We start from the raw sequence: 25,698 nt of genomic DNA, 5'->3' as shown, positions 1-25,698 counted from the left end.
GAGAGCGAGAATGGCGATCGGAATGCCACGCTACCGTGACGTGGGCCGGACGCCGCCGCCAAGACTCCGAACGACCAGCGCCACGCGGCGTTGTCGTTCGAGATGCCGAGGTACGTTTATGCCTGATGAGACGCTTCACCTGCCTCTGATCCACAGCGTGCTGGCGCGCGAGAAGGACACCCCCGGTGCCTTGTTGCCGATCCTCCACGCCATCCAGGAAGGTTGCGGGTACGTTCCCGACGCCGCCGTCCCTGAAATCGCCCATGCCCTCAACCTCAGCCAGGCTGAAGTGCGCGGTGTGATCAGCTTCTACCACGACTTTCGCACCACGCCACCGGCGCGCCACACCCTGCGCCTGTGCCGGGCCGAGTCGTGCCAGAGCATGGGGGCCGAGGGCCTGGCGGCGCAGTTGCGCGAACAGCTTTCGCTGGACGATCACGGCACCAGCGCCGACGGGGCCATCAGTCTGCGACCGGTCTATTGCCTCGGCGCGTGTGTCTGCTCGCCGGCCCTGGAACTGGATGGGGAACTGCACGCGCGATTGACCCCGGAACGCCTGCGCCAGTTGGTGAATGGTTGCCTGGAGGACGGTCCATGCTGACCCTCTGCATTCCCCGTGATTCAGTGGCCCGTGCCGTTGGTGCGGACAAGGTGGCCGATGCGCTGGTTCGCGAGGCCGAGCGGCGTCAGTTGCCGCTGGAGGTGTTGCGCACCAGTTCCCGTGGGCTTTATTGGCTGGAACCGTTGGTGGAACTGGACACGCCTGAAGGACGCTTGGGTTTTGGCCCGGTCACGGCCCAGGACGTACCGGGCCTGCTCGACGCGCTGGCGGGTGATCCTGGCAGCCATCCATCGGCATTGGGATTGGTTGAGCACATTCCTTACCTCAAGAGCCAACAACGCCTGTTGTTTGCCCGTGCCGGCATCACCCAGCCGTTGTCCCTCGATGACTACCGCGCCCAAGGCGGCTTCCTCGGCCTGGCCCGGGCGATCCAGACAGAGGGCGCCGAGGTGGTTGCCCAAGTGCTGGATTCCGGCCTGCGTGGCCGGGGCGGGGCGGCGTTCCCGGCGGGCATCAAGTGGCGCACCGTGCGCGACGCCCCGGGACCGCAGAAATACGTGGTCTGCAATGCCGACGAAGGCGACTCCGGCACCTTTGCCGACCGCATGCTGATGGAAGGCGACCCGTTCCTGCTGATCGAAGGCATGATCATCGCCGGTATCGCGGTGGGCGCGACGATGGGCTACATCTACGTGCGTTCGGAATACCCGGACGCCGTCAGCACCCTGAACCAAGCACTGCGCATTGCCCGCGAGGCCGGTTACCTGGGCGTGGATGTGGGTGGCAGTGGCCGCGCCTTCGAACTTGAAGTCCGGGTCGGCGCCGGCGCCTACATCTGTGGCGAGGAAACCGCGCTGCTCGAATCCCTCGAAGGCAAGCGCGGCACGGTGCGCGCCAAGCCGCCGCTGCCGGCGTTGCAAGGGCTATTTGGTTTGCCGACGCTGGTGCATAACGTGGTGACGCTGGCCTCGGTGCCGGTGATCCTGGAGAAAGGCGCGCAGTTCTATCGTGACTTTGGCATGGGCCGTTCCCTGGGCACCATGCCGTTCCAATTGGCCGGCAACGTGCGTCGCGGCGGCCTGGTGGAGCGGGCGTTCGGCCTGAGCTTGCGCGAATTGGTGGAAGAGTACGGCGGCGGCACCGCCAGCGGTCGTCCGCTGAAGGCCGCGCAAGTCGGCGGGCCGTTGGGCGCCTGGGTGCCACCTGCTCAGTTCGATACGCCGCTGGACTACGAAGCGTTCGCGGCGATGGGCGCGATGCTCGGCCACGGTGGCGTGGTGGTCGCCGATGACAGCCTGGACATGGCCAAGATGGCCCGGTTTGCCTTGCAGTTCTGTGCCGAGGAATCCTGCGGCAAATGCACGCCGTGCCGCATCGGTTCGACCCGTGGCGTCGAGGTGGTGGATCGCCTGCTCGCCAGCACCGATGCCAATGCCCGCCAGGAACAGGCGTTGTTGCTGCATGACCTTTGCGACACGCTGCAATACGGCTCGCTCTGTGCCCTCGGTGGGATGACGTCCTACCCCGTCGCCAGCGCCCTCAAGCATTTCCCCGCCGACTTCGGTCTGGCGACCTCGGAGGCCGACCAATGATCACTATCTTCGATCCAGCCAGCGACATCGACCTGGGCACCCCGGCCCGCGAAAGCGACGTGCAGGTCAGCCTGACCATCGACGGACGGGAAATCAGCGTCCCCTCCGGCACCTCGGTGATGCGCGCGGCGGCCTTGCTCGGCACGACCATTCCCAAACTGTGCGCCACCGACAGCATGGAAGCCTTCGGCTCCTGCCGCATGTGCCTAGTGGAGATCGACGGCATGCGCGGCTATCCAGCCTCATGCACGACGCCGGTGACCGCGGGCATGGTGGTGCGCACGCAAACGTCCAAGCTCGCCACCCTGCGGCGCAACGTGATGGAGCTGTACATTTCCGACCACCCGCTGGACTGCCTGACGTGCCCGGCCAACGGCAACTGCGAATTGCAGACCGTGGCGGGGCAGGTGGGCTTGCGCGAGGTGCGCTACGGTTACGAAGGCGCCAATCACCTCGCCGAAGCCAAGGACGTGTCCAACCCGTATTTCGATTACGACCCGAGCAAGTGCATCGTCTGCAGTCGCTGCGTACGCGCCTGCGAGGAAATCCAGGGCACCTTTGCCCTGACCATCAGCGGGCGCGGCTTCGATTCCCGGGTGGAAGCGGCCGGCGGTGAGAACTTCCTCGATTCCGAATGCGTGTCCTGTGGCGCCTGCGTACAGGCCTGCCCGACGGCCACGCTGATCGACAAGAGCGTGGTGGAAATCGGCCAGCCTGAGCGCAGCGTCATCACCACTTGCGCCTATTGCGGCGTGGGTTGCTCGTTCCGCGCCGAGATGAAAGGCGAACAACTGGTGCGCATGGTCCCGGACAAGAATGGCCAGGCCAACCACGGCCACTCCTGCGTCAAGGGCCGCTTCGCCTGGGGCTACGCGACGCACCCGGATCGCATCACCAAGCCGATGATCCGCAAGCACATCAACGACCCGTGGCAGGAAGTCAGCTGGGACGAGGCGGTCACCTACGCCGCCAGTGAACTGCGGCGCATCCAGCTCAAGTACGGGCGCGACTCCATTGGCGGCATCACCTCCAGCCGCTGCACCAACGAAGAAACCTATCTGGTGCAGAAACTGGTGCGCACGGCGTTCGGCAACAACAACGTCGACACCTGCGCCCGGGTCTGCCATTCGCCGACCGGCTATGGCCTCAAGCAAACCTTGGGTGAGTCCGCCGGTACCCAGAATTTCGATTCGGTGATGAAAGCCGACGTCATCCTGGTGATGGGCGCCAACCCCACCGACGCGCACCCGGTGTTCGGTTCGCAACTCAAGCGCCGCCTGCGCCAGGGCGCGCGGTTGATCGTCATCGACCCGCGGCGCATCGACCTGGTGGATTCGCCCCACGCCCGTGCCGAGCTGCACTTGCAACTGCGTCCGGGCACCAACGTGGCGATGCTCAACGCGTTGGCCCATGTGATCGTCACCGAAGGCCTTGTTGACGAGCCTTTCGTCAAGGCACGTTGCGAGGCGACGGACTTTGCCCGCTGGCGCGATTTTGTCAGCCTGCCGGAAAACTCGCCCGAGGAACTCGGCCCGATCTGCGGCGTGCCTGCCGAACAGATCCGTGCCGCCGCGCGGGTCTACGCCACGGGCGGCAACGCGGCCATCTACTACGGTCTCGGCGTCACCGAACACAGCCAGGGCAGCACCTCGGTGATGGGCATCGCCAACCTCGCCATGGCCACCGGTAACATCGGTCGCGAAGGCGTCGGCGTGAACCCGCTGCGGGGGCAGAACAACGTCCAGGGCTCCTGCGACATGGGCTCGTTCCCCCACGAACTGCCCGGCTACCGGCACATCTCCAACGAAGCGGTCCGTGCCCAGTTCGAGCAGGCCTGGAACGTGACCCTGCAACCCGACCCGGGTCTGCGCATCCCGAACATGTTCGAGGCTGCGCTGGACGGCACCTTCAAGGCGCTTTACTGCCAGGGCGAGGACATCGCCCAGAGTGACCCGAACACCCAACACGTGACCGCCGCGCTGTCCGCGTTGGAATGCGTGATTGTCCAGGACATCTTCCTCAACGAAACGGCCAAGTTCGCCCACGTGTTCCTGCCGGGCAGCTCGTTCCTGGAAAAGGACGGCACCTTCACCAACGCCGAACGCCGCATCTCCCGCGTGCGCAAGGTGATGGACCCGTTGGCCGGCAAGGCCGACTGGGAAGCGACCATCGCCCTGGCCGATGCCTTGGGCTACAAGATGAATTACAACCATCCTTCGGAAATCATGGATGAAATCGCCCGTTTGACGCCGACCTTCAGCCGTGTCAGTTACGCCGAACTGGAGCGCCACGGCAGCCTGCAATGGCCATGCAACGACGCCGCGCCGGACGGCACGCCGACCATGCACATGGAGGAGTTCGTGCGCGGCAAAGGGCGCTTCATGCTCACCGGCTACGTGCCCACCGAAGAGAAGGTCAACAGCCGTTATCCGCTGTTGCTGACCACCGGGCGCATCCTCAGCCAGTACAACGTCGGCGCCCAGACCCGGCGCACCGACAACGTCGCCTGGCATGAGGAAGATCGCCTGGAAATCCATCCGACCGACGCCGAGAACCGCGGGATTGTCGACGAAGACTGGGTCGGCATCGGCAGCCGCGCCGGGCAGACCGTGCTGCGGGCCAAGGTGACCGAGCGGGTGGCGCCGGGCGTGGTCTACACCACGTTCCACTTCCCCGAATCGGGGGCCAACGTGATCACCACCGACAACTCCGACTGGGCCACCAACTGCCCGGAATACAAGGTGACGGCGGTGGAAATCGTGCGGGTCAGCCAGCCTTCGGAATGGCAGAAGCGTTATCAGGCCTTCAGCGATGAACAAAGCCGTCTGCTGAGGGAACGTCGCCATGCCGAAAAAGCCGAGGTGCGCCGATGAGCTCGCAGAACCTGATCAAGATGGCCAACGAAATCGCCCGGTACTTCGCCACCGAGCCTGACCAGGCGCTGGCGGTGAATGGCATCCGCCAGCACATCAAGAACTTCTGGACGCCGGGCATGCGCCGGGACCTGGGGGCGTGGCAGGAAAAACATCCGGATGCAGTGCTGCATCCGTTGGTGTTGGCGGCGTTGAAAGAGCCGGAGGGAGCCACTTAAGCAAAACTATCTGTGCCCCTGTGCCCCTGTGCCCTTGTGCCCTTGTGGCGAGGGGATTTATCCCCGCTCGGCTGCGCAGCAGTCGTAACCAGTCAGCACGGTTCATTAGATGCAACGCGGTGCCTGGTATGGGGTTGCTGCGCAACCCAGCGGGGCGGTGCGACGTTTCGCTAAATCCCCTCGCCACAGTATTATGAGATGGCTCAGGTCTGGGGCTGCTGCGCCGTCCAGTGTTTCATCTCTTCAGCAATAAAATGATTCACCAGGTCGCTGTACATTTTCTCGATAGCATCCGGGCTCAATCCCTCGGCCTCGGCCCATTCCCGCCGAGTCGCCAGCATCGCCTTGAAGCGCTCCGGTGCACGTACCGACGTGGCCGATGTCTTGAACTTCGACGCCGCGAGCACGTACTGGAAGCGTTTGCCCAGCAGCTTGATGACGGCTCGGTCGAGGGTATCGATTTCTTGGCGGATTTCTTCCATGCCGGTGCATTGCGCAGGGGATAGCTGGTTTTTTACTTCCATTTAGGTTTATTCCATTTGTGGTAGATGGTCTATTTGCTGTGGCAGCTTACTCTGGATATTGGCTCTACAGCCGGCCTGGATGTTTTTGGGTTTGGCGTAACCGACCTGATTCTTACGGTCATACTCCGATCCATTGTGGGAGCGAGCCTGCTCCGGGCGGCGTTCCGACGAAAGCGGTGGGTCAGCTTGCATCTGCATTCGCTGTGCCGCCGTCATCGTCGGAACGCCGCCCGGAGCAAGCTCGCTCCCACAGTGGATCTTTAGCGAATATAAAACTTATGCGCTCCACAGATCTCTTGTGGGAGCGAGCTTGCTCGCGATGACATTCGATCAGTCACTATCCGTGGTGGCTGACACGGTGCCATCGCGAGCAAGCTCGCTCCTACAGTGCTGTTAGCCTTCTAGGCCGCGTTGTTCGATGACGCCGAATACGTCCGTCGCGTCTCGCACGAGGATCCGGGCAACGTTGGTCAGGGTGTTGATGTCGCTGGTGGAGGAGTCGCGCAGGCTGGAGCAGGCTACCAGGGTCAGGAAATCGAGCGTGGCGTGCAGGCGTTCGCTGACGCAGGCGTGAAGTTCGGGCAGTGGGGCTTGAGTGTCGATCAGCAGGACGGGCTGGGTCGTAGCGGTTTGGGTCAGAGGGGTGTAGCGGGGTAACTGTTGATTAGCTGTCATGAGATTACTTCCTTCAATAAAAGAAATGCCCCCTTTTCGCTGCGAAACAAATGGGTGGCAGTTGCGCGCAGGTTCGCAGACCGAGGAAGGAAAACTCGGCAGACCCGAAAGTCTCCCGCGCGCAACCGCCATAAAATGAAAGCGGGCAAGTTTGCCTGAATTTCACTCGACGGTGCATTTCCTTTGTGATCGGGCTGCGAAACCCAGTCACTGACGAAAGCCAGCGACGCCCCAACTATAGAAGTCGATCCCACCCCCCACAACCGACTTGTAGGACGCCCCCGATCCCCCGTGGCGAGGGAGCTTGCTCCCGCTCGGTGGCGCAGCCGCCGCAAAACCGGGCTATGCGGTGTACCTGGACAAATGGAATCGCTGATTTGGGGCCGCTTCGCAGCCCAGCGGGAGCAAGCTCCCTCGCCACGGGTCGTCATTTCCTACGTGATTTTCGGACCGCAAAATCGCGCCACATATCCTGTCATCCAAGACGCTTCACATCTCGGTGATGCTGACCGACAATGCCCGCTCTGCTCCGGGGTAGTTCAGCGGTAGAACACCTGGCTCTTAACCGGGTGGGCGCTGGTTCGAATCCAGCCCCCGGACCCATTATTCGCAGGGTCATCAGCACGTATGCTCACGGACGACACCGAATCTGACGGAACACAGGGCATCGGCGTGGGCTATACGGCCTTCCAATTGTCCAAGGCACTCGTCGCCCAAAGCGCCGATCCCGAGCCAGAAGCCCAGGCCAAAGTGGCTCAGCGGATCGCCCGTTGGCAGCAGGTGTTAGCGCACGCCGCGCAGAGGACTCTGCGGTACGGCGCCCGGATGCCGATAGCCGATATTCCTGTCTGGGTGACGTTGGAAGTTGCCACGGGCGGATTTGCCACGGGGCAGCTGCTGGCCGGTGGTGAGCTGAATGAGCACGAGCAAGCGTTGGCTGCATCGATCCCGGGCATCCGTTCCGGCTTCGAACGTCTGGACCTCAATGCGTGGTATCTGACGGATGAAGGGCTCGACGTATTGCGGAGCTATCTGGCGACGGGCAATTACCGTGTCGACGTTCCGGAGGAGTCGGCCCTGCTGGGCGTTGCGTGGCTGCTGGACCAACGTCAAGTGGATGAAGCCTGGGCACTCATCGAGACCATCACCCCGTTCTTCGATCGGCTGCGCTTCTTTCCATCGCCTTGTGCAAAACCGCAATCTTCTTCGGCGCAAGTCCATGTCTTCAATGTCGGTGATATTCGCCAGCGGCTCTTGAAGTTGCGGGCTCAGCCACGACTGGCGGTCCAGAAGCAGGTCATCGAAATCTGCCTGCCGCTGTACGACGCCGCTGTCTCCCATTTCCTTTTGACTTACCAGGATGAGTGGCCGTGCAGGGTTTATCCCGAGGGCTGGCCCGAAGAGGCCGCTTCGCTGTGCACGCGTTTCTATGCGTTCCGCGATGCCGAAGGGCACACCATTGGCGCTTCTAAACCACGCCTCTCGGAACTGTTCGCACTGCTCGAACAATGCGCTGGCGATCCAAGCTCGCTGACAGGCCGGCAAGTCGGCCGGATTCGTCAGATCGTTGGAGATTTCGTGCGCAAGCATGGTCTACCCGACTCCGACCTTCATCGTGAGTACCGATCCAGACAGCGCGAGGATGTCGCTGCGCCGGACCACCACGTGCTCGCCAAGGCGGTTGCCAAGCGAATGGAACATTATCCGGCCCATGACGGCGTATCGGACTTGGCGCCCTTGCTTGAGCCGATCACCGCAGAGGAGGCAGCCGTGTTCGCCCTTGCCGACGGGGCTGACCTTCCGAAGTCGATTCGCCAGCGGGTGGAGCGCTGCGGTAGCGGTACGATTGCCGAACTGATCGAACGCGGCTTGATTACCTCGGGCGACACCGTCGCGCGGGTATTGCCGGCGATGACCGCTGACATACATAGCGCCGGGTTTCCCGACCCGATACTGGGCAATCTCTACGCGGCGACTTATCGTGCTTTTCGCCGGCGCCGCTCGTTGTTATTGATCGATCTTCAAAGCCAGGTCAGGCTGGACGAGCTGCCCTGGGTGGCGCTCATGGAAGGCCAACGACAACGTCACTCTCTCGACGCGGACATCGCTCGGCAGGCGCTTATCGAGGCATCAGCGCTGACGCTGACTGCCTTTCCCCAGGCGATCCTGCCCAACAAGCTGCTCAAGGAACTGCGTGCCCTCGCCGAAACAGCCGGGCTGGATCTGCCATTCGTGGACGAAGTTGCTTCGGACATCTTCATGGGGGAATTTTCCAACAAGTTCATCGACGCCGCCAGGCGAGCTGGCAGGGCGCTGGCAGGTACCCTGTACGCCCGTTACTACGATATCGATACGCAGGTCCTGACGACGCTTCCCGACAAACCCAAGTCGAGGGCGAGCCAACCCTTCTGGCGGCGCTCGTCAACAGGCACCGATGCCTTGACGACCTTGTGCGCGCAGCGGGCAAACGCAGAGCTGGGTACGTGGCGTCCCGCAACCAACGGCACCATCATTGAACAGCAACAGATAGTCACCACGCAGAACCTCTCGGTGCTGTTTTGCGAGCTTGAATTGAAAACACTGTTGCACCCACGCTTGAACTCACTCGCCCAGGCCTGTTTTGAATGGATCTGCAGACGCCAGCAGATGCGTATCGAGCATTATCACGGGCGCTTGATCATGCTCAAGAACACGGCGTATGCCTGGCGCCAGATGATTTTTTACCTGTCGATGCTCGACGAATCCGAAAGGGGGTCGGCTATCGAACGCATCGAAGCGCATTTCGTTAGCCAGCCGGCGGCTTTTCAGGAGAAGTTTCGACCTGTGATGATTGGGCTGCGCCTTGCAGCAGCGGGACGTCGCTTGCCGCAACAGAATCGAACCATCGAAGGTGCACGCGTTTTCCTGGGGTGGACGACTGAGTCGCATTGGTTGCGATAAAGACGTGCGCTGACGAAGGGCAAGCCGGCTGAAGATTGCCCTGCTCATCGCAAGGCAATAGGTGCTTAACGGTAGTCCCGGAAAAACGCCCGAATTTCCTCCGCCAACAACTCAGGCTGTTCCAACGCCGCAAAATGACCGCCCCGGGGCATCTGCGTCCAGCGCTGGACGTTGTAGCCACGCTCCACCCAACTGCGTGGCGGCAGCGGCAGTTCCTTGGGAAACAGCGCGACCCCCAACGGCGGCTTTATTCGCTCACCGCTGGCAAGCACCAGAGGTCGGCGGCTGCCTTCCACGTAGGGGCGAAACGACGAGCCAATGCAGTTGGTCAGCCAGTAGAGCGTCACATTGGTCAGCAACCATCCGCGGTCGATGGGGGCGCTCGGATCGCACCACGACAGAATCTTCTCGCCCATCCAGGCGAGCAATCCCGCAGGTGAGTCGTTCAAGCCCACGGCCAGGCTTTGCGGCTTGGTGCGCTGGATGTGCGCATAGGCACCTTCGGCTTCGCTGAAGGCCGCGGCGCGTTGCTGGAACGCCGTTTCCTCTTCGCTCAAAGGCGGGTCGACTTCGCCCAGGGGCGGGCGATAGGCGCCGGGGATGTAGTTGAGGTGGATGCCGGTCAGGCGCTCGGGAAAGCGCAGGCCCAACCAACTGGTGACCGCCGCGCCCACATCGCCACCCTGGGCACCGAACTGCTCATAACCGAGCCCGGCCATCAGCTCGCGCCACAAACCGGCCACTTCATAAGGCCCGCAACCGGTTTGCTTGAACGGCGCGGAAAAGGTGTAGCCCGGCAAGGACGGCACCACTACGTCAAAGGCATCGGCCGGGTCGCCGCCATGGCTGGCGGGGTCCGTCAGCAGTTCGATGATCCGCTGCATCTCGATGAACGAGCCGGGCCAGCCATGGGTGAGCACCAGCGGCATGGGATTGGGCCCGACCCCGCGCTGGTGGACGAAATGAATCTCTTGCTCGCCCAGGGTGGCGAGGAACTGTGGCAGGCGATTGAGTGCTGCTTCCTGAGCGCGCCAGTCGAAGGTTGTCGACCAGTGGGTGATGAGGTCGCGCAGCACGTCCGCGTCCATGCCTTCGTTCCAGCCCACGCTGGCCAAGGGCTGCGGCAACCGGGTGTTTCGCAGGCGATCTTTCAAGTCAGCGAGCATGCTTTCAGGCGTGTCGATGACAAAAGGTCTGGCGAACATGTTTTCCTCCAAACAGCCGGATCAGGAACCGAAGCGTGCTTTCTGCCGGGTCCAGGCCAGTTTTATGGCTTCGATGTTCGGCACGAACCTGGACATATGCCGAACTCCCACTACCGGTACCTTGCGGTCGTTGATGGTGGCGGTAAACCCGTACGTGGCGCGGTAGGACGAAGAATCGATATGGTCGAGCGGTGCTTCGTTCCCGAATGCTTCCCACAGGATCCGCGCGGCCGACGGGCTGCCCAGGCCATTGCTGTAGGCGATGATCAGCTCAGGCTCGGCGAGGGGTACGGTTACGCGCTGGAAGAAATCCATGGATTTTCGAGTCAACGATTCAAGGCTGGCCGCAGAGGACTGGCGCGCCACTTTCTGGATGGCCGCGGCGTCGGCGGAGCAAAGCAGCAAGGCGTTGGTGTAGACCGTGTCGCGCCAGTCGAAGCCCAGGTCGGCAGGCAGTTGTGTCAGGCGCCGGGCCAGGGTTTTGGTGCCCCAGCCACCTTCCAATCCATGGGCGACGTTGGAAAAGGACGGTTGGTCATAGCCGGCGTGGATGGCTCCCGCGTTGGTGTGAATGGCGTCGGCGAGTGAGCCGTTGAAGCCGACCATGATCAATCGTTTGCGACTCGCTGGCGCGGCAAGCAGCTCGAAGGCGCAGTCAAAGGGGCGGGCCGGGAAGTCGCCGATATCCAGCTCTTCCAGTGCCGCAAGAATCAAATCGCGGGTTTTCAGCGGCATGTTGCATCCGTTCGTGGCTCGTAATGGTCGGGGGCGGGCCAAGGCAGGCGACTGCAGTCGTTTTTGTCTTGGCCCGCTGGCAGGCCGATTCAGGCGCCTAGGGTAGGCGATTTGAACAGGCACCGGCAATTGGCCACGCCCCGTTCAACGCTGTTTCGACCCCCCACCAATCTGCCAGACATACGGCGGTTCCGTCCCATTGATCTCCCAATCCCCAATGATGCGTTCCTTGTAGATCAGCGGATTATGGGACGCCGCGGTGCGGGCGTTGCGCCAGTGGCGGTCGAGGGCTTTGCCGGTGCTGGTGGCGGATGCGCCGAGGGCGTTGAACAGGTCGCTGGTGGCGCGCAGCGTCAGGTCGGCGACCACCACTTGGGCCTGGGCCGATTCGAGTTCGGCGAGGATGTTGGCGGTGTGCTCGGCTTCGGTGTCCTGGCCGAAGCGACGTTCATAGGCTCGCTGCGAGGCGCTGGCGGCGCGCAGGGTCGTGGCTTCGGCGGCGTAGACCTGGGCTGATGCCTTGCCGATCACTTGCTGTACTTGGACGTCCTGGCTCACTTCGCTGGCGTTGCCGGTGCTGAACACGCGGGTGCGTTGGCGCACGTGTTCGCTGAAGTCCTGGATGGCGGCGCGGCCGGCGCCCGTCTGCACGGCGAGCAGGACCAGTTGATAGAACGCGGTCTGGTATTTGAAACGGGTGGAAAAATCGATGAGGTTTTCAGCCTCCACCACGGCATTCTCGAACACCGATGTGCCGCTGCCGGTGGTGCGCTGGCCGAAACCGTCCCAGTCATCGCTTTGCTTGACACCCGGTTGGTGGACATTGACGGCGGCGATCACATCGGCACCGTTGTCGTCGCGTTGGGCATAGAGGTCGATCCAGTCGGCGAAGATGCTGCCGGTGCTGTAGTACTTGGTGCCGTTGGCCACCCATTGCCCGCCCTGGCGGGATACGCGAGTGATGACCTGGCCGAGTTTCACCGCGCCGATTTCGGTCCAGGCGTTGCCCACCAGGTCACCGTCGACGAAGCGCTTGAACCAGACGTCTTGCGGGCTGCTGGCGTGGGCATTGAGACGATCCTCGACAAAGGCGAAGTGGCCGCGCAGGGCCTGGGGCAGGTTGGAGTCGGCCTCGGCCAGTTCGATCAGCAGGTGCAACAGCTGCGGCAACGAAGCCCCGGCGCCGCCGAATTCGACCGGAATCCGCACGGCACCGAAGCCCGCTTCCTTCAACCATTTCACCTGTTCGAACGGCAGGCTGCGTGATTGTTCACGCTCCAGGGCGCCGGCCTGGATGCGCGCGAAAATCGGCCGGAACCGCTCGGCCAGGGTTTCATAGTCGGTGCCGGTGGAAAGGACTGGTGGCAAGTGTTGTTGCTGTGCGGTCATGGCGGTGTTCCTTCTGATGGCGAGGGGACGGGCGGGGTGAAAACCTGCCGTTGGCGACAACCTTTGCACGCTCCATGCCCGGTGCTTGAAGCCAACGAAAACGGGGCGTTCGCCGGGTTTCCCAGCACAAAGGCTGTCGTCCGGCGGACAATCTGTTGGGTGACTGTGTGTCAGGCAACAATGCGTATTTCCAGCAGCGGCACGCCGGGTGTTGGCTGTGCAACAGCGATCCAACAGCCTGCCTGTCGCACGACAGCCATGAAAATCAGAAAACTGACTAAGCTGTTGAAACTAAAGGATAAATATATGTGGCACGGTTGCTGCTCTAGCCGTTGTACAGAGGCGACGACGCCTATATCTCAACGAGCTGGGAGTACACGCAATGAGCCAGGACACGATCAAGTTTGCCTACTGGGTGCCTAACGTCAGCGGCGGACTGGTGGTCAGCAAGATCCCGCAGCGCACCGACTGGGGCATTGACTACAACCGCAAGCTGGCGCAGATCGCCGAGGCTGCTGGTTTTGACTATGCCCTGACCCAGATCCGTTTCACCGCCGGTTACGGCGCCGAATACCAGCACGAATCGGTGGCGTTCAGTCATGCGCTGCTGGCATCCACCACGCGCCTCAAAGTCATCGCGGCGGTATTGCCGGGGCCGTGGACGCCTTCGGTGCTGGCCAAGCAGATCGCAACCATCGACCAGCTCACCGGCGGGCGCGTGGCGATCAACGTGGTGTCCGGCTGGTTCAAGGGCGAATTCACCGCCATTGGCGAACCCTGGCTGGAGCACGACGAACGTTATCGCCGCTCCGAGGAATTCATCACCACGCTCAAGGGCATCTGGACCACCGACAACTACACCTTTCGCGGTGATTTCTATCGTTTCAACGGCTACACCCTCAAGCCCAAACCGCTGCAACAGCACCCAGAAATTTTCCAGGGTGGCAGTTCCCGCGCCGCGCGGGACATGGCCGCCCGAGTCTCGGACTGGTACTTCACCAACGGCAACACGGTGGAAGGGGTCAAGGCTCAGGTCGATGACCTGCGGGCCAAGGCGGCGGCGAACAATCACACGGTCAAGGTCGGGGTGAATGCTTTCATCATTGCCCGCGACACCGAGGAAGAAGCCCGCGCGGTGCTGGCCCAGATCATCGACCAGGCCGACCCCGAAGCCGTCAACGCGTTTGGCGACGCCGCCAAGCAGGCCGGCAAGGCCAGCCCGGAAGGCGAGGGCAACTGGGCCAAGTCCAGCTTCGAAGACCTGGTGCAGTATAACGATGGCTTCAAGACCAACCTGATCGGTACGCCGCAACAGATTGCCGAGCGCATCGTTGCGTTGAAAGCCGTGGGTGTGGATCTGGTGCTTGCGGCTTTCCTGCATTTCCAGGAGGAAGTGGAGTATTTCGGCCAACGGGTCTTGCCACTGGTGCGTGAGTTGGAACAGCAGAAAGTCACGGTCAAAACGGCGGCGGTCGCTTAGGCGGGGAGGCAGCATGGGCACGCTCACGGATACCCTCGACACGTTGCCCCATTGGCTGCATCGACAAGCGCTCGAGCACGGCACGGACGTCGCGCTGCGTCACAAGCACTTGGGCATCTGGCAAGTGCGGACCTGGCGGCAACTGGCCGATGAGGTGCAGAGCTTGGCGGGTGCTCTGCAAGCGCGGGGGTTCTCGGTGGGCAGGACCCTGACGATCATCAGCCGCCCGACGCCGCAAGCGATCATCGCGGCGTTGGCCGCGCAATGGCTGGGCGGCGCCGCAAGCCTGCTAGATCCGTTGGACGCACCCGCCGGGCAGATAGAACTGCTCGGTGAGTTGCAGCCGGATTTCGTGCTGGCCCAAGGGCACGAAGAGTTGTTGCGCCTGGGCGCGGCGCAGGTGGCGCCCCGCGTGCTGATCTACCTGGATAAGCGCGGGCTGTCGGACTCGGGGCCGTTTGACCAGGCGTTGGACTACGCCGCGTTGATTGCGACGAAGGCATTCGCTGAGACTATCCCGCAGGCCCAAGCGCAACAAACGGCGTTCGTCTTCTACCGACGGGGCCAACACACCACCGAGAAACAACGCATCAGCCACGCCGAGCTGTTGCAGCACGGACAGCACCTGGTTCAGCGCGAAGGTTTGGGCCGACAGGACGAAGCGCTGGCGGCCCGAGGTTTTGCCTCGGGCGGCCAGGCGCGGTACCTGCTCGCGCCCTGGCTGATCGCCGGTTTCCGCTTGAACTTCCCGGAAAACCTCGCGACCCGTGACCGCGATCGACGGGAGCTGGGCCCGACGCTGGTGGCCGGCACGCGCGAGACCTATGAACGTTTGCACGGCTACGCGCTGGAGCGTCTGCCGCCACCGGGCGATAGGGCCCGCAAGTGGGTGGATTGGGCCCTGGCGGCACGTCCGGGCCTGTTGCGGCGGGTCGTGGGCCATTGGCTGGTTCGCCGGCCGCTGCGCGATGTCCTGGGTTTTTCACGCACTCATGCGCCGCTGGTGGTGGGTGAGGCGTTGCAGCCGGGGACACAAGCGTTTTTCGAATCGCTGGGGATCAAGGTTCGCCAGTGGGGGGATTCGACCGAATGGGAAGAGTCGTCGAGTTCGTTGGCGAGCGTTTCGAATGGACGGGACGAGCATCATCCACACCGCATCTGGAAGGAGGCGACGACATGACACAAACGGCCGCCACGCACCTGCTGGAGCTGGACAATATCTCGCTGTCGTTCAAAGGCGTAAAAGCGGTCACCGACATCAGCTTTCGCGTCGCCGCCGGCGAGATCTGCGCCTTGATCGGCCCGAACGGCGCCGGCAAGAGTTCGTTGCTCAACATCATCAGCGGTGTCTACCAACCCCAGGAAGGGCGCATACGTTTCGACAACCGCGAGCGCCGTCGCATGCGTGCCCACGACGTGGCGGTGCGTGGCGTCGCCCGGACCTTCCAGAACATCGCGCTGTTCAAGGGCATGAGCGTGCTCGACAACGTGCTCACCGGACGCCACCTCAAGCGCCGCAGTACGTGGATCGAACAGGCGTTGCGAGTCGGACGAGCCGCTGCCGAGGACGACAGCCAGCGCGAAGCGGCCGAGCGGGTCATCGCGTTCCTGCACTTGCAACCGTGGCGTGATGCGTTGGTGGGGACTTTGCCCTACGGCTTGCAGAAACGCGTGGAACTGGCCCGGGCCCTGGCGGCGGAGCCCCGATTGTTGCTTCTGGATGAGCCGATGGCCGGGATGAACGCCGACGAGAAGCAGCAGATGAGCCGTTTCATCATCGACATCAACCGGGAGCTGGGGACGACGGTGCTGCTGATCGAACACGACATTGGCGTCGTCATGAACATCAGCGATCACGTGGTAGTGCTCGACTACGGTCGCAAGATCGGCGACGGCTCGCCCGAAGCGGTACGGAAGAACCCCGAGGTCATTTCGGCCTACCTCGGCACGCGGCACTGATTTTTCAATTCGATGCCTTCCCGTCCGGGAGGGCCGGCAGGTTGCGCCCGCGAAACAGGAAAACACGATGGAATTTTTCTTTGAAGTATTGATTGGCGGGTTGCTCGCGGGGGTGATGTACGCCTTGGTGGCCATCGGTTTCGTGCTGATCTACAAGGCCTCCGGGGTGTTCAATTTCGCCCAGGGCGCGATGGTGCTGTTTTCCGCGCTGACCTTCGTCAGCCTGCTGGAACGCGGCGTGCCGTTCTGGCTGGCGTTTCTCATCAGCCTGGCGGCGATGCTGCTGATTGCCGTGGCGGTGGAGCGCGTGGTGCTGCGCCCGCTGGTAAATCGTTCGCCGATCACGCTGTTCATGGCCACCCTGGGGCTTTCCTACGTCATCGAAGGTTTCGCCCAGGCGCTGTGGGGCGCGCAGGTGCACGGCTTGGACCTGGGCATCAGCGACGAACCGCTGGAACTCGGCGGGATGCTGCTGTCGCAGTTCGACATTTTCGCCGCGCTGACCGCCGCATCACTGGTGGCGCTGTTGTCCTGGCTGTTCAACAAGACCCGCTTGGGGTTGGCGTTGCGGGCGGTGGCCGACGATCCCTTGGCGGCATTGGCCGTGGGCATCCGGTTGCAGCGGGTGTGGGTGGTGGTGTGGACGGTGGCGGGCTTCGTCGGCCTGGTCGCCGGCCTGCTCTGGGGCGCTCGGCTGGGGGTGCAGTTCTCGCTGTCGCTGGTGGTACTCAAGGCGTTGCCGGTGCTGATCATCGGCGGCTTCACCTCGATCAGCGGGGCGATTGTCGGCGGGCTGATCATCGGCGCCTCGGAGAAACTGGCGGAGGTGTACCTGGGGCCAATCATCGGCAGCGGCATCGAAAACTGGTTTCCCTATGGGCTGGCGCTGCTGTTTCTGCTGGTGCGGCCGGCGGGGCTGTTTGGCGAACGCGCCATCGAACGGGTCTAGGAGAACAATATGTTTTATCGAGAAGCAGGCCAGTTCAACACCCGTTATGCCGAGGATCGCCGTAGCTTCCCCTTGCGCCAGGATCGCCATGGGCTCGCGGCGCTGCTGGCGGTTGCCTTTGTCGTGGTGCCGTGGGTGGGGAACGACTACTGGCTCAGCGCAATCCTCATCCCTTTCCTGGTGCTGTCCCTGGCTGGGCTCGGACTGAATTTGCTCACCGGCTACGCCGGGCAATTGTCCTTGGGTTCTGCGGCGTTCATGGCCGTGGGGGCGTTTGCCACGTACAACCTTGAAGTGCGTGTCGACGGTTTGCCGTTATTGATCAGCATAGCCCTGGGCGGGCTGGCGGCGGCGTTGGTGTCCGCGTTGTTCGGCCTGCCAAGTTTGCGGATCAAGGGCTTCTATCTGCTGGTCTCGACCTTGGCGGCGCAGTTCTTCGTGGGCTGGGCGCTGACCCGGTTTGGCTGGTTTTCCAATGACAGCGCATCGGGGGTGATCAGCGCGCCACGCCTGGACATTTTCGGTGTGAACCTGGATGCGCCGGCCGGTCGTTATCTGTTGACCCTGACCGTGGTGGTGGCGCTGTTCTGGCTGGGCAAGAACCTGGTGCGCAGCGAACTGGGACGCCAGTGGATGGCCGTGCGCGACATGGACACGGCCGCGGCGGTGATCGGTATTCCCCTGGCGAAAACCAAGCTGCTGGCCTTCGCCCTCAGCGGGTTTTACCTCGGCGTGGCTGGGGCGCTGTGGGCCTTCGCTTACCTGGGCACCGTCGAGCCCCATGGCTTCGATCTCAGCCGCTCGTTCCAGATCCTGTTCATCATCATTATCGGTGGCCTCGGCAGCCTGTTGGGCAACTTCCTCGGGGCGGCCTTCATCGTCCTGTTTCCGGTGCTGCTTTCCAACCTGGTGTCGCTGCTGCCCGGCGGACTGGTCGACGCCGGCCAGTTGGAGAACCTGCAAAAGATGTTTTTTGGCGCCCTGATCATCCTGTTCCTGATCAAGGAGCCGGAGGGCCTTGCGCGCCTCTGGCAAGGTTTTCGCGAGCGTGCGCGGCGTTGGCCGTTGCGCTACTGAACAGCTCCATTGCGTTGATTCTCTATGGCCTCATAACAAGGAAAATCCGATGTCCAAACGATTGATCGCCAGCCGCCTCGCGCTGGCCCTGACACTCACCGCCGCAGCGTTATCCGTCCAGGCGGGCAACGAACAATACTTCCCGCTGCAAAGCTATCGCGTCGGTCCCTACGCGGCCGGTGGCACCGGTTTTTTCGGTGGCTTCATCGACTACCTCAAGTACGTCAACGCCAGCGGTGGCGTAAACGGGGTGAAGCTGACCTGGAGCGAGTGCGAAACCGAGTACGTGGTGGAGAAGGGCGTCGAGTGCTACGAACGCCTGAAGAAAGGCTTGAACGGCGCGCCGGCGGCTGCCACCAACCCGTTGTCGGTGGGCATCGCCTACGCGACGCTGGACCGTTCGACGGCCGACAAATTGCCGCTGATCACCATCAACCACGGCCGCACGGACTCCACTGACGGCAGCGTGTTTCCCTACGTCTTCCCGTTGCAATTGAACCCGTATTCCGAAGTGTCGGCGATCATCAACTACATCGGCCAGCGCGCCGGCGGGCTGGACAAGCTCAAGGGCCTGAAGATCGTCACCCTGTACCACGGCTCGCCGTACGGCAAGGAAACCAACGAGGTGTTGCAGACCCTGGCAGACAAATACGGCTTCGCGCTGACCCTGCTGGAGGTGCCGCATCCGGGCAACGAACAACAATCGCAATGGCTGAACATCCGTCGGGAAAAACCCGATTGGGTGATCCTGCGTGGCTGGGGTGTGATGAACCCGGTGGCACTGAAAACCGCGCAGAAAGTCGGCTTCCCGGCGGACCACATCATCGGCAACATCTGGAGCAACTCCGAAGACGACGCCGCGCCGGCCGGTGCCGCCGCCAAGGGTTTCATCGCCATTACCACGCACCCGTCGGGCACCGATTTCCCGGTGCTGCAAGGCATCAAGAAAGACGTGGTCGACGCGGGCCATGGCGACTTGGCGGACCCCAAGCGTTTCGGCACGGTGTACTACAACCTGGGCGTGGTCAACGGCATCCTCAACGTCGAGGCCCTGCGCATCGCCCAACAGAAATTCGGCCAGCAACCGTTGACCGGCGAGCAGGTGCGCTGGGGCTTCGAGAACCTCAGGCTGGATGACGCCCGTCTCAAGGAATTGGGCGCCTTGGGGCTGGTGCAGCCGTTGCAGTTGTCCTGCTCGGACCATGAAGGGGGCGGCGCGGTGCGCTTCCAGCAGTGGGACGGTACGCAATGGAAACTGATCAGCGACTGGGTACAGGCCGACCGCGCCTTGTTGCGGCCGATCATCGAAGCGTCGTCGCACCAGTACGCGCGGGAAAAGGGCATCACGCCGCGTGATTGCAGCAAGGAGTCCTGACGATTTGGGTCGCGACCTGGTGACAGCGTCGGGGCTGGAGGTCTACTCCAGCCTGTAGGAGCTGCCGAGCGAAGCGAGGCTGCGATCTTTGCGGATGACGATATCTCAAGCGAAAGATCAAAGGATCGCAGGCTTCGCCAGCTCCTACAGAGCCCAGCGGGAGCAAGCTCCCTCGCCACGGGCGAGCGTTGGCTCAGGTTGACAGGTTGACCACCCGCCCATCCCGCGTGCTCAGCGCCCCGCGGCGTTTGTTGACCACCAACTCACCGATCCGAATCAGCAGGCTGCGGGTGACGTTGCGGCTCAGGCCCAGCAGGCTGGCGGTGTGAACCTGGTTGCAACTGGCGTAGCGGTAGGCGGTGCGCAGCAGGGCGGCTTCGACTTTTTCATGGACATCGCCTTGCGCTTGCTCAAGCAACTGCACAAAGGCTTTTTCCAGCAGCGCCTCGGCCGTTTGTGGCGCGTTGTCCTGTGGCGTGTCCTGGCGCTCGATGCGGAAATTGGACAGGTGCAGGTCCTGCTCGCCGATCACCCTGTTGCGGCAAATCAGCAAGGTGTGATGGATGACGTTTTCCAGTTCGCGAATATTCCCCGGCCAGGAATAATCGAGCAGTTTACGCTGGGCCTGGGCGTCCAGCGTGACTTCGCCATGCCCGAGCCGACGGCTGTATTCGGCGATGAAATGACGGATCAGCGGCAGGATATCGCCGGGCCGTTCGCGCAAAGGCTTGAGCACCAGGCTGACCACATTCAAGCGGTAATACAGGTCCTCGCGAAAATGCCCGGCGTTGATGGCTTTCTCCAATTGCACGTTGGTGGCCGCCAGTACCCGCACGTTGATCTTGATGCTCTTGCGCGAGCCCAGGCGGACCACTTCGCGTTCCTGTAGAACCCGCAGCAACTTGACCTGGATCGGCAGCGGCAAGTCGCCGATTTCATCGAGAAACAGCGTGCCGCCATCGGCCTCTTCGAACCACCCGGCCTTGGCCGTCAATGCCCCGGTGAACGCGCCTTTCTCATGGCCGAACAGCTCGGCTTCCACCAGCGTCTCGGAAAACGCCCCGCAGTTCACCGCCACGAACGGCTTGTCGCGTCGGGCGCTGAGGTTGTGGACGTGACGCGCCACCAATTCCTTGCCGGTGCCGGTCTGGCCGATGATCAATACGCTGGCGTCGCTGGGCGCCACTTGCTGCAAATGGGCAAGCAAGGCCTGGGAACTGGGGTCTGCGAACACTTGGGCCGTGGCACGAATCGAGGTGGCCAGGCCGGGGGAGGGGGGAAGCGTGAGGAGCTGCATGACGGTGGCCCGTTTGGTGAGGGAACGTTAATCTAAGTGATCTAAAAAACATAAAACAAATAACATCAAGTTATAAGCTTAAGGCTGGGCGCTGATCGCCCAGTGGTTGCGCAAAATATTATTACTGATAAAAACATTTATTGACTAAAGAAATACATCGGGTAATTATTTCCCTGCATCTGCTTTGACGCAGAGTCATTTCCGGGGGCGACCCGATGAATCAGAACACTGTGCCTACTCTGGCCAACCTTTATGTCCAGGCCCACGAATCTCCCATCCGAGCGAGCGTGGCACCCACGTTCATGCAGGGCTTTCCCGCCGAACCCCAGCGCCGCGTCACCTGGCACAACTGGATGCGCCCGCCGTTCAACCAATGGGGGTTTCGCCACCTCGCGCGGCTGCGGCCTTCGATCGATGTTCCGGCAGGCACCGGCCCGGTCACCCCGTTGCAGCAGGCCCCACGGGCGCTGGATCAACTGCATTTCGACAGCGAATGTGGCTTGAGCATCAGCGTCATAGACCATCTCGTGGCCAGCCAGACAGATGCGTTCCTGGTCATGCAGGGCGATACCGTGCTGTTCGAGCGCTACTTCAACGGCCAACAACCCCACGACCGCCACGTCATGTTTTCGGTGACTAAATCGCTGATCGGCACCCTGGGTGAGCAGTTGGTGAGTGAAGGTTTGCTGGATCCGGCCCGACCTGCCGCCGACTACGTGCCGGAACTGGCCATCAGCGCCTTCGGCGACGCGACGGTGCGGCAGTTGTTCGACATGGCCGTCGGCATCGCCTACAGCGAAGTCTATGAAGACCCGGATTCGGAAAGCTCCCAGTACGGCTACGCCTGCGGGTTCCAGCCGACGCCGGCCGAATACGCGCAGTTCGAGTCGCTTTATCAATTCCTGCCGTCATTGAAGAAGCGCGGCGGTCATGGGGGCTTCTTTCATTACGTCACGGCGACGACGGAAGCGCTGGCCTGGGTGATGGAACGGGCGTCGGGCCAGTCCTGCGATCAACAGCTGGCGAAGATCTGGGGCCAGTTGGGCTGCGAGCGCGATGGTTATTTCCTGGCTGACCCGTGGGGGCGCAGCGTCGCCGGTGCAGGGTTCAACGCCGCCTTGCGTGACATGGCGCGTTTCGGTCGATTGCTGGCCAACGAGGGCCGCCATGACGGCCGCCAATTGCTCTCGGCGCAGACCGTCGCCCGCATCACCGCCGGCGCCGACCCGGCGATCTACGCCACCTCACCGGACTTCGCCGAATGGACCCCCGGCGCGTCCTACCGCAGCCAATGGTACGTGTTCAACGACCACAGCCAGGCGCTCATGGCCGGCGGCATCCATGGGCAATACCTGTTCATCGACAAGCCTTCCGGCGTGGTGATCGTCAAGCAATCGTCGTTGAAAGAGGCGGTCAGCCCGTTCGACGGTGACAGCGTGCGCATGTTGCGCGCAATCGCGGCGGACCTTGCCCGCTGAGCTGAGCTGCGCCCCACAAGAAATCACGTTTCGTTCACCTGGCCTCGCCAGGTGTTGGCGACGTTCTGCGCCGCCATTCACTGCCCTGTAACAACAATAAATCAACAGGAGCTACTTATGGTTTGCACGACCCATGTGTCCCGGACGCTGATGGCGCTCGGGCTACCCTTGGCGACCCAGGCCGCCTTCGCGGGCTATACCTTCGAAGACGGCAACCTCAAGGGCGAAGTCAATCTCACCGCCGGTGCGGCGGCGCTTTCCACCCGCAACGTCAATTTCGGCGCGGGCCGCGTCGACATGCGCAGCGGCAGGAACGACGGCACGAAAATCGATTGGCAGGAGTTCTACGTCAAGCCCGGCGTCAAGCTGGAATACGCCTTGCAGCCGGACTTCGCGCTGTTGGCCGGCGGCTCTCTCGTCGGCGCGACCAACACGGGAGACGGCGATGCCGGTGGCTTCACCCGCGGCTCCGACGGCAAGGTCGACACCGAGGAGTTCTACGGCGGGTTCCGCAGCGGTGAATGGACCGTCACCGCCGGCCGCCAGAACTACATGATCGGCACCGGTTTCATCGTGATGGATGGCAACCTCGATCAGTTGAAGGACGGCGCCTACTGGCTGGCCCCACGGACGGCGTTCAAGGACTCCGCCGTGGTTGCCTGGGATCATGGCGCGCTCAAGACCCAAGGCTTCATCCTCGGGACAGACAGCGACCTGGGGGACTTTCGCATGAGCGGCGTGAACCTCGACTACAACGTCCAGGACCAGGTCACGCTCGGGGCCACCGCGTTCAAGGTCAAGGCCATGGGGCACAAGGACCCGGCCTCGCCGAGACATCGCGACGGCATGCTGGTGTACAACGTCAGGGCGCTGAACGCCAGAATCCCGGGCATTCCCGACCTGACGCTGAACGCCGAATACGCCTTGGAACGCGGCAGCGGCGAAGGCGTGGATTACGAAGCCAAGGCTTGGTACGGCCAGGCTGACTATGCCTTCAACCGCCTGCCTTTGACGCCCGTCCTTGGTTACCGCTACGCAAGTTTCTCCGGCGACGGCAACCTCACGGACAACCGCCAGCAAGCCTGGGAGTCCTTGAGCAAAGGGTTCGTCGATTGGAGCACCTGGCTGATCGGCGATGTGGTCGGTAACTACCTGCTGTTCAACAGCAACGAAAACGTCCAGCAGTTCTCCCTCAAGACCCACCTCGACGAAACCCTCACCCTGGGCGCGATCCACTATCAATTCTGGCTCGACGAAAAAAACTACATGGGCGCGGCGGTCAGCGATCGGCGCTTTGCCGACGAGAGCGTAATCTTCCTCGATTGGGCGGCTTCGAAGTCGCTGACGACTTCACTCTCGTATAACTGGGTCAAGCCACTGGCGGCGGCCCGGCAGGTGTTTGGCGACGATCGGGAATTCAGTGCGCTGGAACTCTACCTCACCTACCGCTATTGATGCCGCGAGCCGTCGCGGCCGCGCTGGAGTCAGATAATGAAGAGCTTGAGTATGAAGAGTCTGTTGTCCAAAACGCTGTCAGGTGCAGTCGTTTCGATGCTGATCTGCGGTGCGAGCCTGGCCGAGGAGCGGACCGTGCGAATCTACAACTGGATCGAATACCTGCCGCCGGAAATCCTCAAGAGCTTCGAAGAGGAAACCGGCATCCGCCCGATCTACGACGTTTTCGACAGCGTCGAGACATTGCAATCCAAGCTGCTGACCGGCAACTCCGGGTATGACGTGGTGTACCCGAGCAGTTCCAACATCAGTCATTTGGTTGCCGCTGGCGCCGTCCAGCCGTTGGACCGCAGCCAGTTGCCGAACTGGAAGCACCTCGATCCGCAGTTCATGAAGTCCCTGGAAGCGGTGGGCGATATGGGCAATCGTTATGCGGCGCCGTACCTATGGGGCACGACGTTGATTGGCTATAACGTCGACAAGGTTCGCCAGGCACTGGGTGCCGATGTGCAGATGGACAGCTGGGACATGATTTTCAAGGAAGAGAACATGGCCAAGCTCACCCATTGCGGCGTCGGTTTTCTCGATGCCGCCAACGAGATCGTGCCCATCGCCCTGCATTACGCCGGGCTGGACCCCAACAGTGAAAAGCGCGAGGACTATGCCCAGGCGCAGGCCACGATGTCGAAGATCCGCCCCTACGTGACCTATTTCAATTCGTCGCGTTATGGCATGGACCTGGCCAACGGTGAGATCTGTGTGGGCGTGGGTTGGTCTGGCGGTGTCGCCCTGGCCACGCGATTGGCCGACGCCGCAGGGAAGGGCGTCAAGGTGGCGATGGCGCTGCCCAAGGAAGGCGCGCCGATGTGGTCGGACGTGATGATGGTCCCCGCCAATGCCCCACACACCGAGGAAGCCTACGCGTTCATCAACTACATCTTGCGTCCCGACGTCATCGCACGGATCAGCAACAAGATCGGCTACCCCAACCCGAACATGGACGCCACGCCGCTGGTGGATGCAGAGATCCGCAACAACCCGGCGATGTATGTGCCGGACGAAGCCCGCAGGACGCTGTTCGCCTTGGCGCCGGTGTCACCCGCCGCCGAGCGGATCCGCACCCGCACCTGGACCGCTATCAAGACCAATCGCTGAGAGACGCCACCCGGCGTTTCGGCGCCGGGTTCGCATCATCAGGCGCGCATGCCCTGGAACAGCAGCTCGGTGATGCGCCGGACCTGGAAGGAGTGTGCCTCGACGTCTGGCTTTTCCTGGTTCACCAGGCGAAACAGTTGCAGGTGCGAGTAGTCGTTGAGCAGGAACGCGGCGAGTTCGACGTCCAGGTCCGGGCGCAGCTTGCCGGCTTGCTGCAGTTCCCTGAGCAAACCACTGATCTCGGCCCTGAGGGCATCGTTCATCGCTCGATAGCCTTCGGGCAAACCGTTGCCGCCACCGAACAGGATCAACGGCAGCAACTCCCGCCAGAGGCTCGGGTGCATCACTTCCAAGGCATAACCGGTGAGCAGCCGCTCCAGGTAGCACAGCGCCTCGACAGGATCATCGATCTCGGGAATCTGGCTGCGCGTGTCCTTGAGCGCGCGCTGGTCGGCGTCGTGGAGGATCTCCAGGATGATTTCCTGCTTGTTGCCGAAGTACTTGAACACCGTAGGCGCCGAGACCCCGGCCTGGCTGGCGATCTGTTCGATGGTGGTGTTCTGGAAACCCTGGCGCTCGAACAACGCCACCGCCGCCTTGCTGATGGCTTGGCGGCGTTCGGCTTTCTGACGTTCACGCAGTCCGGTCACGAAGAGGTCCTTGTTGAAAAGAGGGATCGAGGGCTAGCGCAAGCCCCATGTGGGAGCGAGCTTGCTCGCGATAGCGTTGCGTCAGTTGCGTATAAGGTGGCTGACACACC

21 protein-coding genes and 1 tRNA gene are annotated in these 25,698 nt (G+C 62.4%); 15 read left to right on the top strand and 7 right to left on the bottom strand.

Annotated elements, in window-relative coordinates; genetic code table 11:
* Positions 1 to 118 precede the first annotated feature (118 nt).
* Genes JMN22_RS20365 through JMN22_RS20350 form a run of 4 tightly spaced genes read left to right on the top strand, consistent with a single transcriptional unit; the run spans position 119 to position 5,245 of the window.
* Positions 119 to 601 carry a formate dehydrogenase subunit gamma gene (locus JMN22_RS20365; protein WP_030138762.1) on the top strand — a complete coding sequence of 161 codons (483 nt, stop codon included), beginning with the start codon at positions 119 to 121 and terminating at the stop codon, positions 599 to 601.
* Positions 595 to 2,154: a formate dehydrogenase beta subunit gene (locus JMN22_RS20360; protein WP_198797337.1), complete on the top strand. Its 1,560-nt coding sequence runs from the start codon at positions 595 to 597 to the stop codon at positions 2,152 to 2,154. Before JMN22_RS20365 ends, JMN22_RS20360 begins: the two co-directional genes overlap by 7 nt.
* Positions 2,151 to 5,027, top strand: a complete 2,877-nt coding sequence (gene fdhF / locus JMN22_RS20355) for a formate dehydrogenase subunit alpha (RefSeq protein WP_198797338.1) — start codon at positions 2,151 to 2,153, stop codon at positions 5,025 to 5,027. Before JMN22_RS20360 ends, fdhF begins: the two co-directional genes overlap by 4 nt.
* Positions 5,024 to 5,245, top strand: coding sequence for a formate dehydrogenase subunit delta (locus JMN22_RS20350; RefSeq protein WP_030138765.1), 222 nt, complete (start codon positions 5,024 to 5,026; stop codon positions 5,243 to 5,245). Before fdhF ends, JMN22_RS20350 begins: the two co-directional genes overlap by 4 nt.
* Positions 5,246 to 5,448: 203 nt before the next feature.
* Here the strand turns inward: JMN22_RS20350 and JMN22_RS20345 are convergent, their stop codons facing one another.
* Together JMN22_RS20345 and JMN22_RS20340 are read right to left on the bottom strand one after the other, a co-directional pair.
* Positions 5,449 to 5,769, bottom strand: coding sequence for an isochorismate lyase (locus JMN22_RS20345; protein WP_030138766.1), 321 nt, complete (start codon positions 5,767 to 5,769; stop codon positions 5,449 to 5,451).
* Between the two features lie 393 nt (positions 5,770 to 6,162).
* Positions 6,163 to 6,444: a fructose-bisphosphate aldolase gene (locus JMN22_RS20340; protein WP_198797339.1), complete on the bottom strand. Its 282-nt coding sequence runs from the start codon at positions 6,442 to 6,444 to the stop codon at positions 6,163 to 6,165.
* A gap of 528 nt (positions 6,445 to 6,972) precedes the next feature.
* On the opposite strand from JMN22_RS20340, the gene JMN22_RS20335 reads away from it, so the two are divergent.
* Together JMN22_RS20335 and JMN22_RS20330 are read left to right on the top strand one after the other, a co-directional pair.
* Positions 6,973 to 7,047, top strand: a tRNA-Lys gene (locus tag JMN22_RS20335).
* Positions 7,048 to 7,071: 24 nt separating this feature from the next.
* Positions 7,072 to 9,384, top strand: a complete 2,313-nt coding sequence (locus JMN22_RS20330; protein ID WP_198797340.1) for a hypothetical protein — start codon at positions 7,072 to 7,074, stop codon at positions 9,382 to 9,384.
* A gap of 65 nt (positions 9,385 to 9,449) precedes the next feature.
* On the opposite strand, the gene JMN22_RS20325 is transcribed toward JMN22_RS20330, so the two are convergent.
* The 3 genes from JMN22_RS20325 to JMN22_RS20315 all read right to left on the bottom strand — a co-directional run bounded on the left by JMN22_RS20325 (position 9,450) and on the right by JMN22_RS20315 (position 12,713).
* A complete protein-coding gene (locus JMN22_RS20325) occupies positions 9,450 to 10,589 on the bottom strand; it encodes an epoxide hydrolase family protein (RefSeq protein WP_198797341.1) in 1,140 nt (379 codons plus the stop codon).
* A gap of 21 nt (positions 10,590 to 10,610) precedes the next feature.
* Positions 10,611 to 11,324, bottom strand: a complete 714-nt coding sequence (locus JMN22_RS20320; RefSeq protein ID WP_198797342.1) for a hypothetical protein — start codon at positions 11,322 to 11,324, stop codon at positions 10,611 to 10,613.
* 144 nt (positions 11,325 to 11,468) lie between these two features.
* Positions 11,469 to 12,713, bottom strand: coding sequence for an acyl-CoA dehydrogenase family protein (locus JMN22_RS20315; protein ID WP_198797343.1), 1,245 nt, complete (start codon positions 12,711 to 12,713; stop codon positions 11,469 to 11,471).
* A 382-nt stretch (positions 12,714 to 13,095) separates the two neighbouring features.
* Between JMN22_RS20315 and sfnG the strand changes: the two genes are divergently transcribed.
* From sfnG to JMN22_RS20285, 6 genes are all read left to right on the top strand, one after another.
* Positions 13,096 to 14,193, top strand: coding sequence for a dimethylsulfone monooxygenase SfnG (gene sfnG / locus JMN22_RS20310; RefSeq protein WP_198797344.1), 1,098 nt, complete (start codon positions 13,096 to 13,098; stop codon positions 14,191 to 14,193).
* A 13-nt stretch (positions 14,194 to 14,206) separates the two neighbouring features.
* Positions 14,207 to 15,373 carry an AMP-binding protein gene (locus JMN22_RS20305; RefSeq protein WP_198797345.1) on the top strand — a complete coding sequence of 389 codons (1,167 nt, stop codon included), beginning with the start codon at positions 14,207 to 14,209 and terminating at the stop codon, positions 15,371 to 15,373.
* On the top strand, positions 15,370 to 16,152 hold the full coding sequence (locus tag JMN22_RS20300; protein ID WP_198797346.1) for an ABC transporter ATP-binding protein: 783 nt from the start codon (positions 15,370 to 15,372) through the stop codon (positions 16,150 to 16,152). Before JMN22_RS20305 ends, JMN22_RS20300 begins: the two co-directional genes overlap by 4 nt.
* 67 nt (positions 16,153 to 16,219) lie before the next feature.
* Complete coding sequence (locus JMN22_RS20295; protein ID WP_181287053.1) at positions 16,220 to 17,101, top strand: branched-chain amino acid ABC transporter permease; 882 nt, start codon at positions 16,220 to 16,222, stop codon at positions 17,099 to 17,101.
* 9 nt (positions 17,102 to 17,110) lie between these two features.
* Positions 17,111 to 18,178 carry a branched-chain amino acid ABC transporter permease gene (locus JMN22_RS20290; RefSeq protein ID WP_198797347.1) on the top strand — a complete coding sequence of 356 codons (1,068 nt, stop codon included), beginning with the start codon at positions 17,111 to 17,113 and terminating at the stop codon, positions 18,176 to 18,178.
* 49 nt (positions 18,179 to 18,227) lie between these two features.
* A complete protein-coding gene (locus JMN22_RS20285) occupies positions 18,228 to 19,553 on the top strand; it encodes an ABC transporter substrate-binding protein (RefSeq protein ID WP_198797348.1) in 1,326 nt (441 codons plus the stop codon).
* A 193-nt stretch (positions 19,554 to 19,746) separates the two neighbouring features.
* Here the strand turns inward: JMN22_RS20285 and JMN22_RS20280 are convergent, their stop codons facing one another.
* A complete protein-coding gene (locus JMN22_RS20280; protein ID WP_198797349.1) occupies positions 19,747 to 20,850 on the bottom strand; it encodes a sigma-54 interaction domain-containing protein in 1,104 nt (367 codons plus the stop codon).
* 215 nt (positions 20,851 to 21,065) lie between these two features.
* Here JMN22_RS20280 and JMN22_RS20275 point away from each other — a divergent pair, with 215 nt between their 5' ends.
* From JMN22_RS20275 to JMN22_RS20265, 3 genes are all read left to right on the top strand, one after another.
* A complete protein-coding gene (locus JMN22_RS20275) occupies positions 21,066 to 22,328 on the top strand; it encodes a serine hydrolase domain-containing protein (protein ID WP_198797350.1) in 1,263 nt (420 codons plus the stop codon).
* A 117-nt stretch (positions 22,329 to 22,445) separates the two neighbouring features.
* On the top strand, positions 22,446 to 23,783 hold the full coding sequence (locus tag JMN22_RS20270) for an alginate export family protein (protein ID WP_198797351.1): 1,338 nt from the start codon (positions 22,446 to 22,448) through the stop codon (positions 23,781 to 23,783).
* 51 nt (positions 23,784 to 23,834) lie between these two features.
* The gene (locus JMN22_RS20265) at positions 23,835 to 24,938 is read left to right on the top strand and encodes a polyamine ABC transporter substrate-binding protein (protein WP_198797370.1); all 1,104 of its coding nucleotides are present in this window, start codon (positions 23,835 to 23,837) and stop codon (positions 24,936 to 24,938) included.
* Between the two features lie 38 nt (positions 24,939 to 24,976).
* On the opposite strand, the gene JMN22_RS20260 is transcribed toward JMN22_RS20265, so the two are convergent.
* Entirely contained in the window at positions 24,977 to 25,588 is a 612-nt protein-coding gene (locus JMN22_RS20260) for a TetR family transcriptional regulator (RefSeq protein ID WP_198797352.1), read from the bottom strand.
* Positions 25,589 to 25,698: the final 110 nt, after the last annotated feature.

Source organism: Pseudomonas sp. HB05 (genome assembly GCF_016756915.1).
Lineage (GTDB): Bacteria > Pseudomonadota > Gammaproteobacteria > Pseudomonadales > Pseudomonadaceae > Aquipseudomonas > Aquipseudomonas alvandae.
The sequence above is the reverse complement of the archived record's forward strand: the minus strand, read 5'-3'. Positions and strand labels throughout refer to the sequence as shown.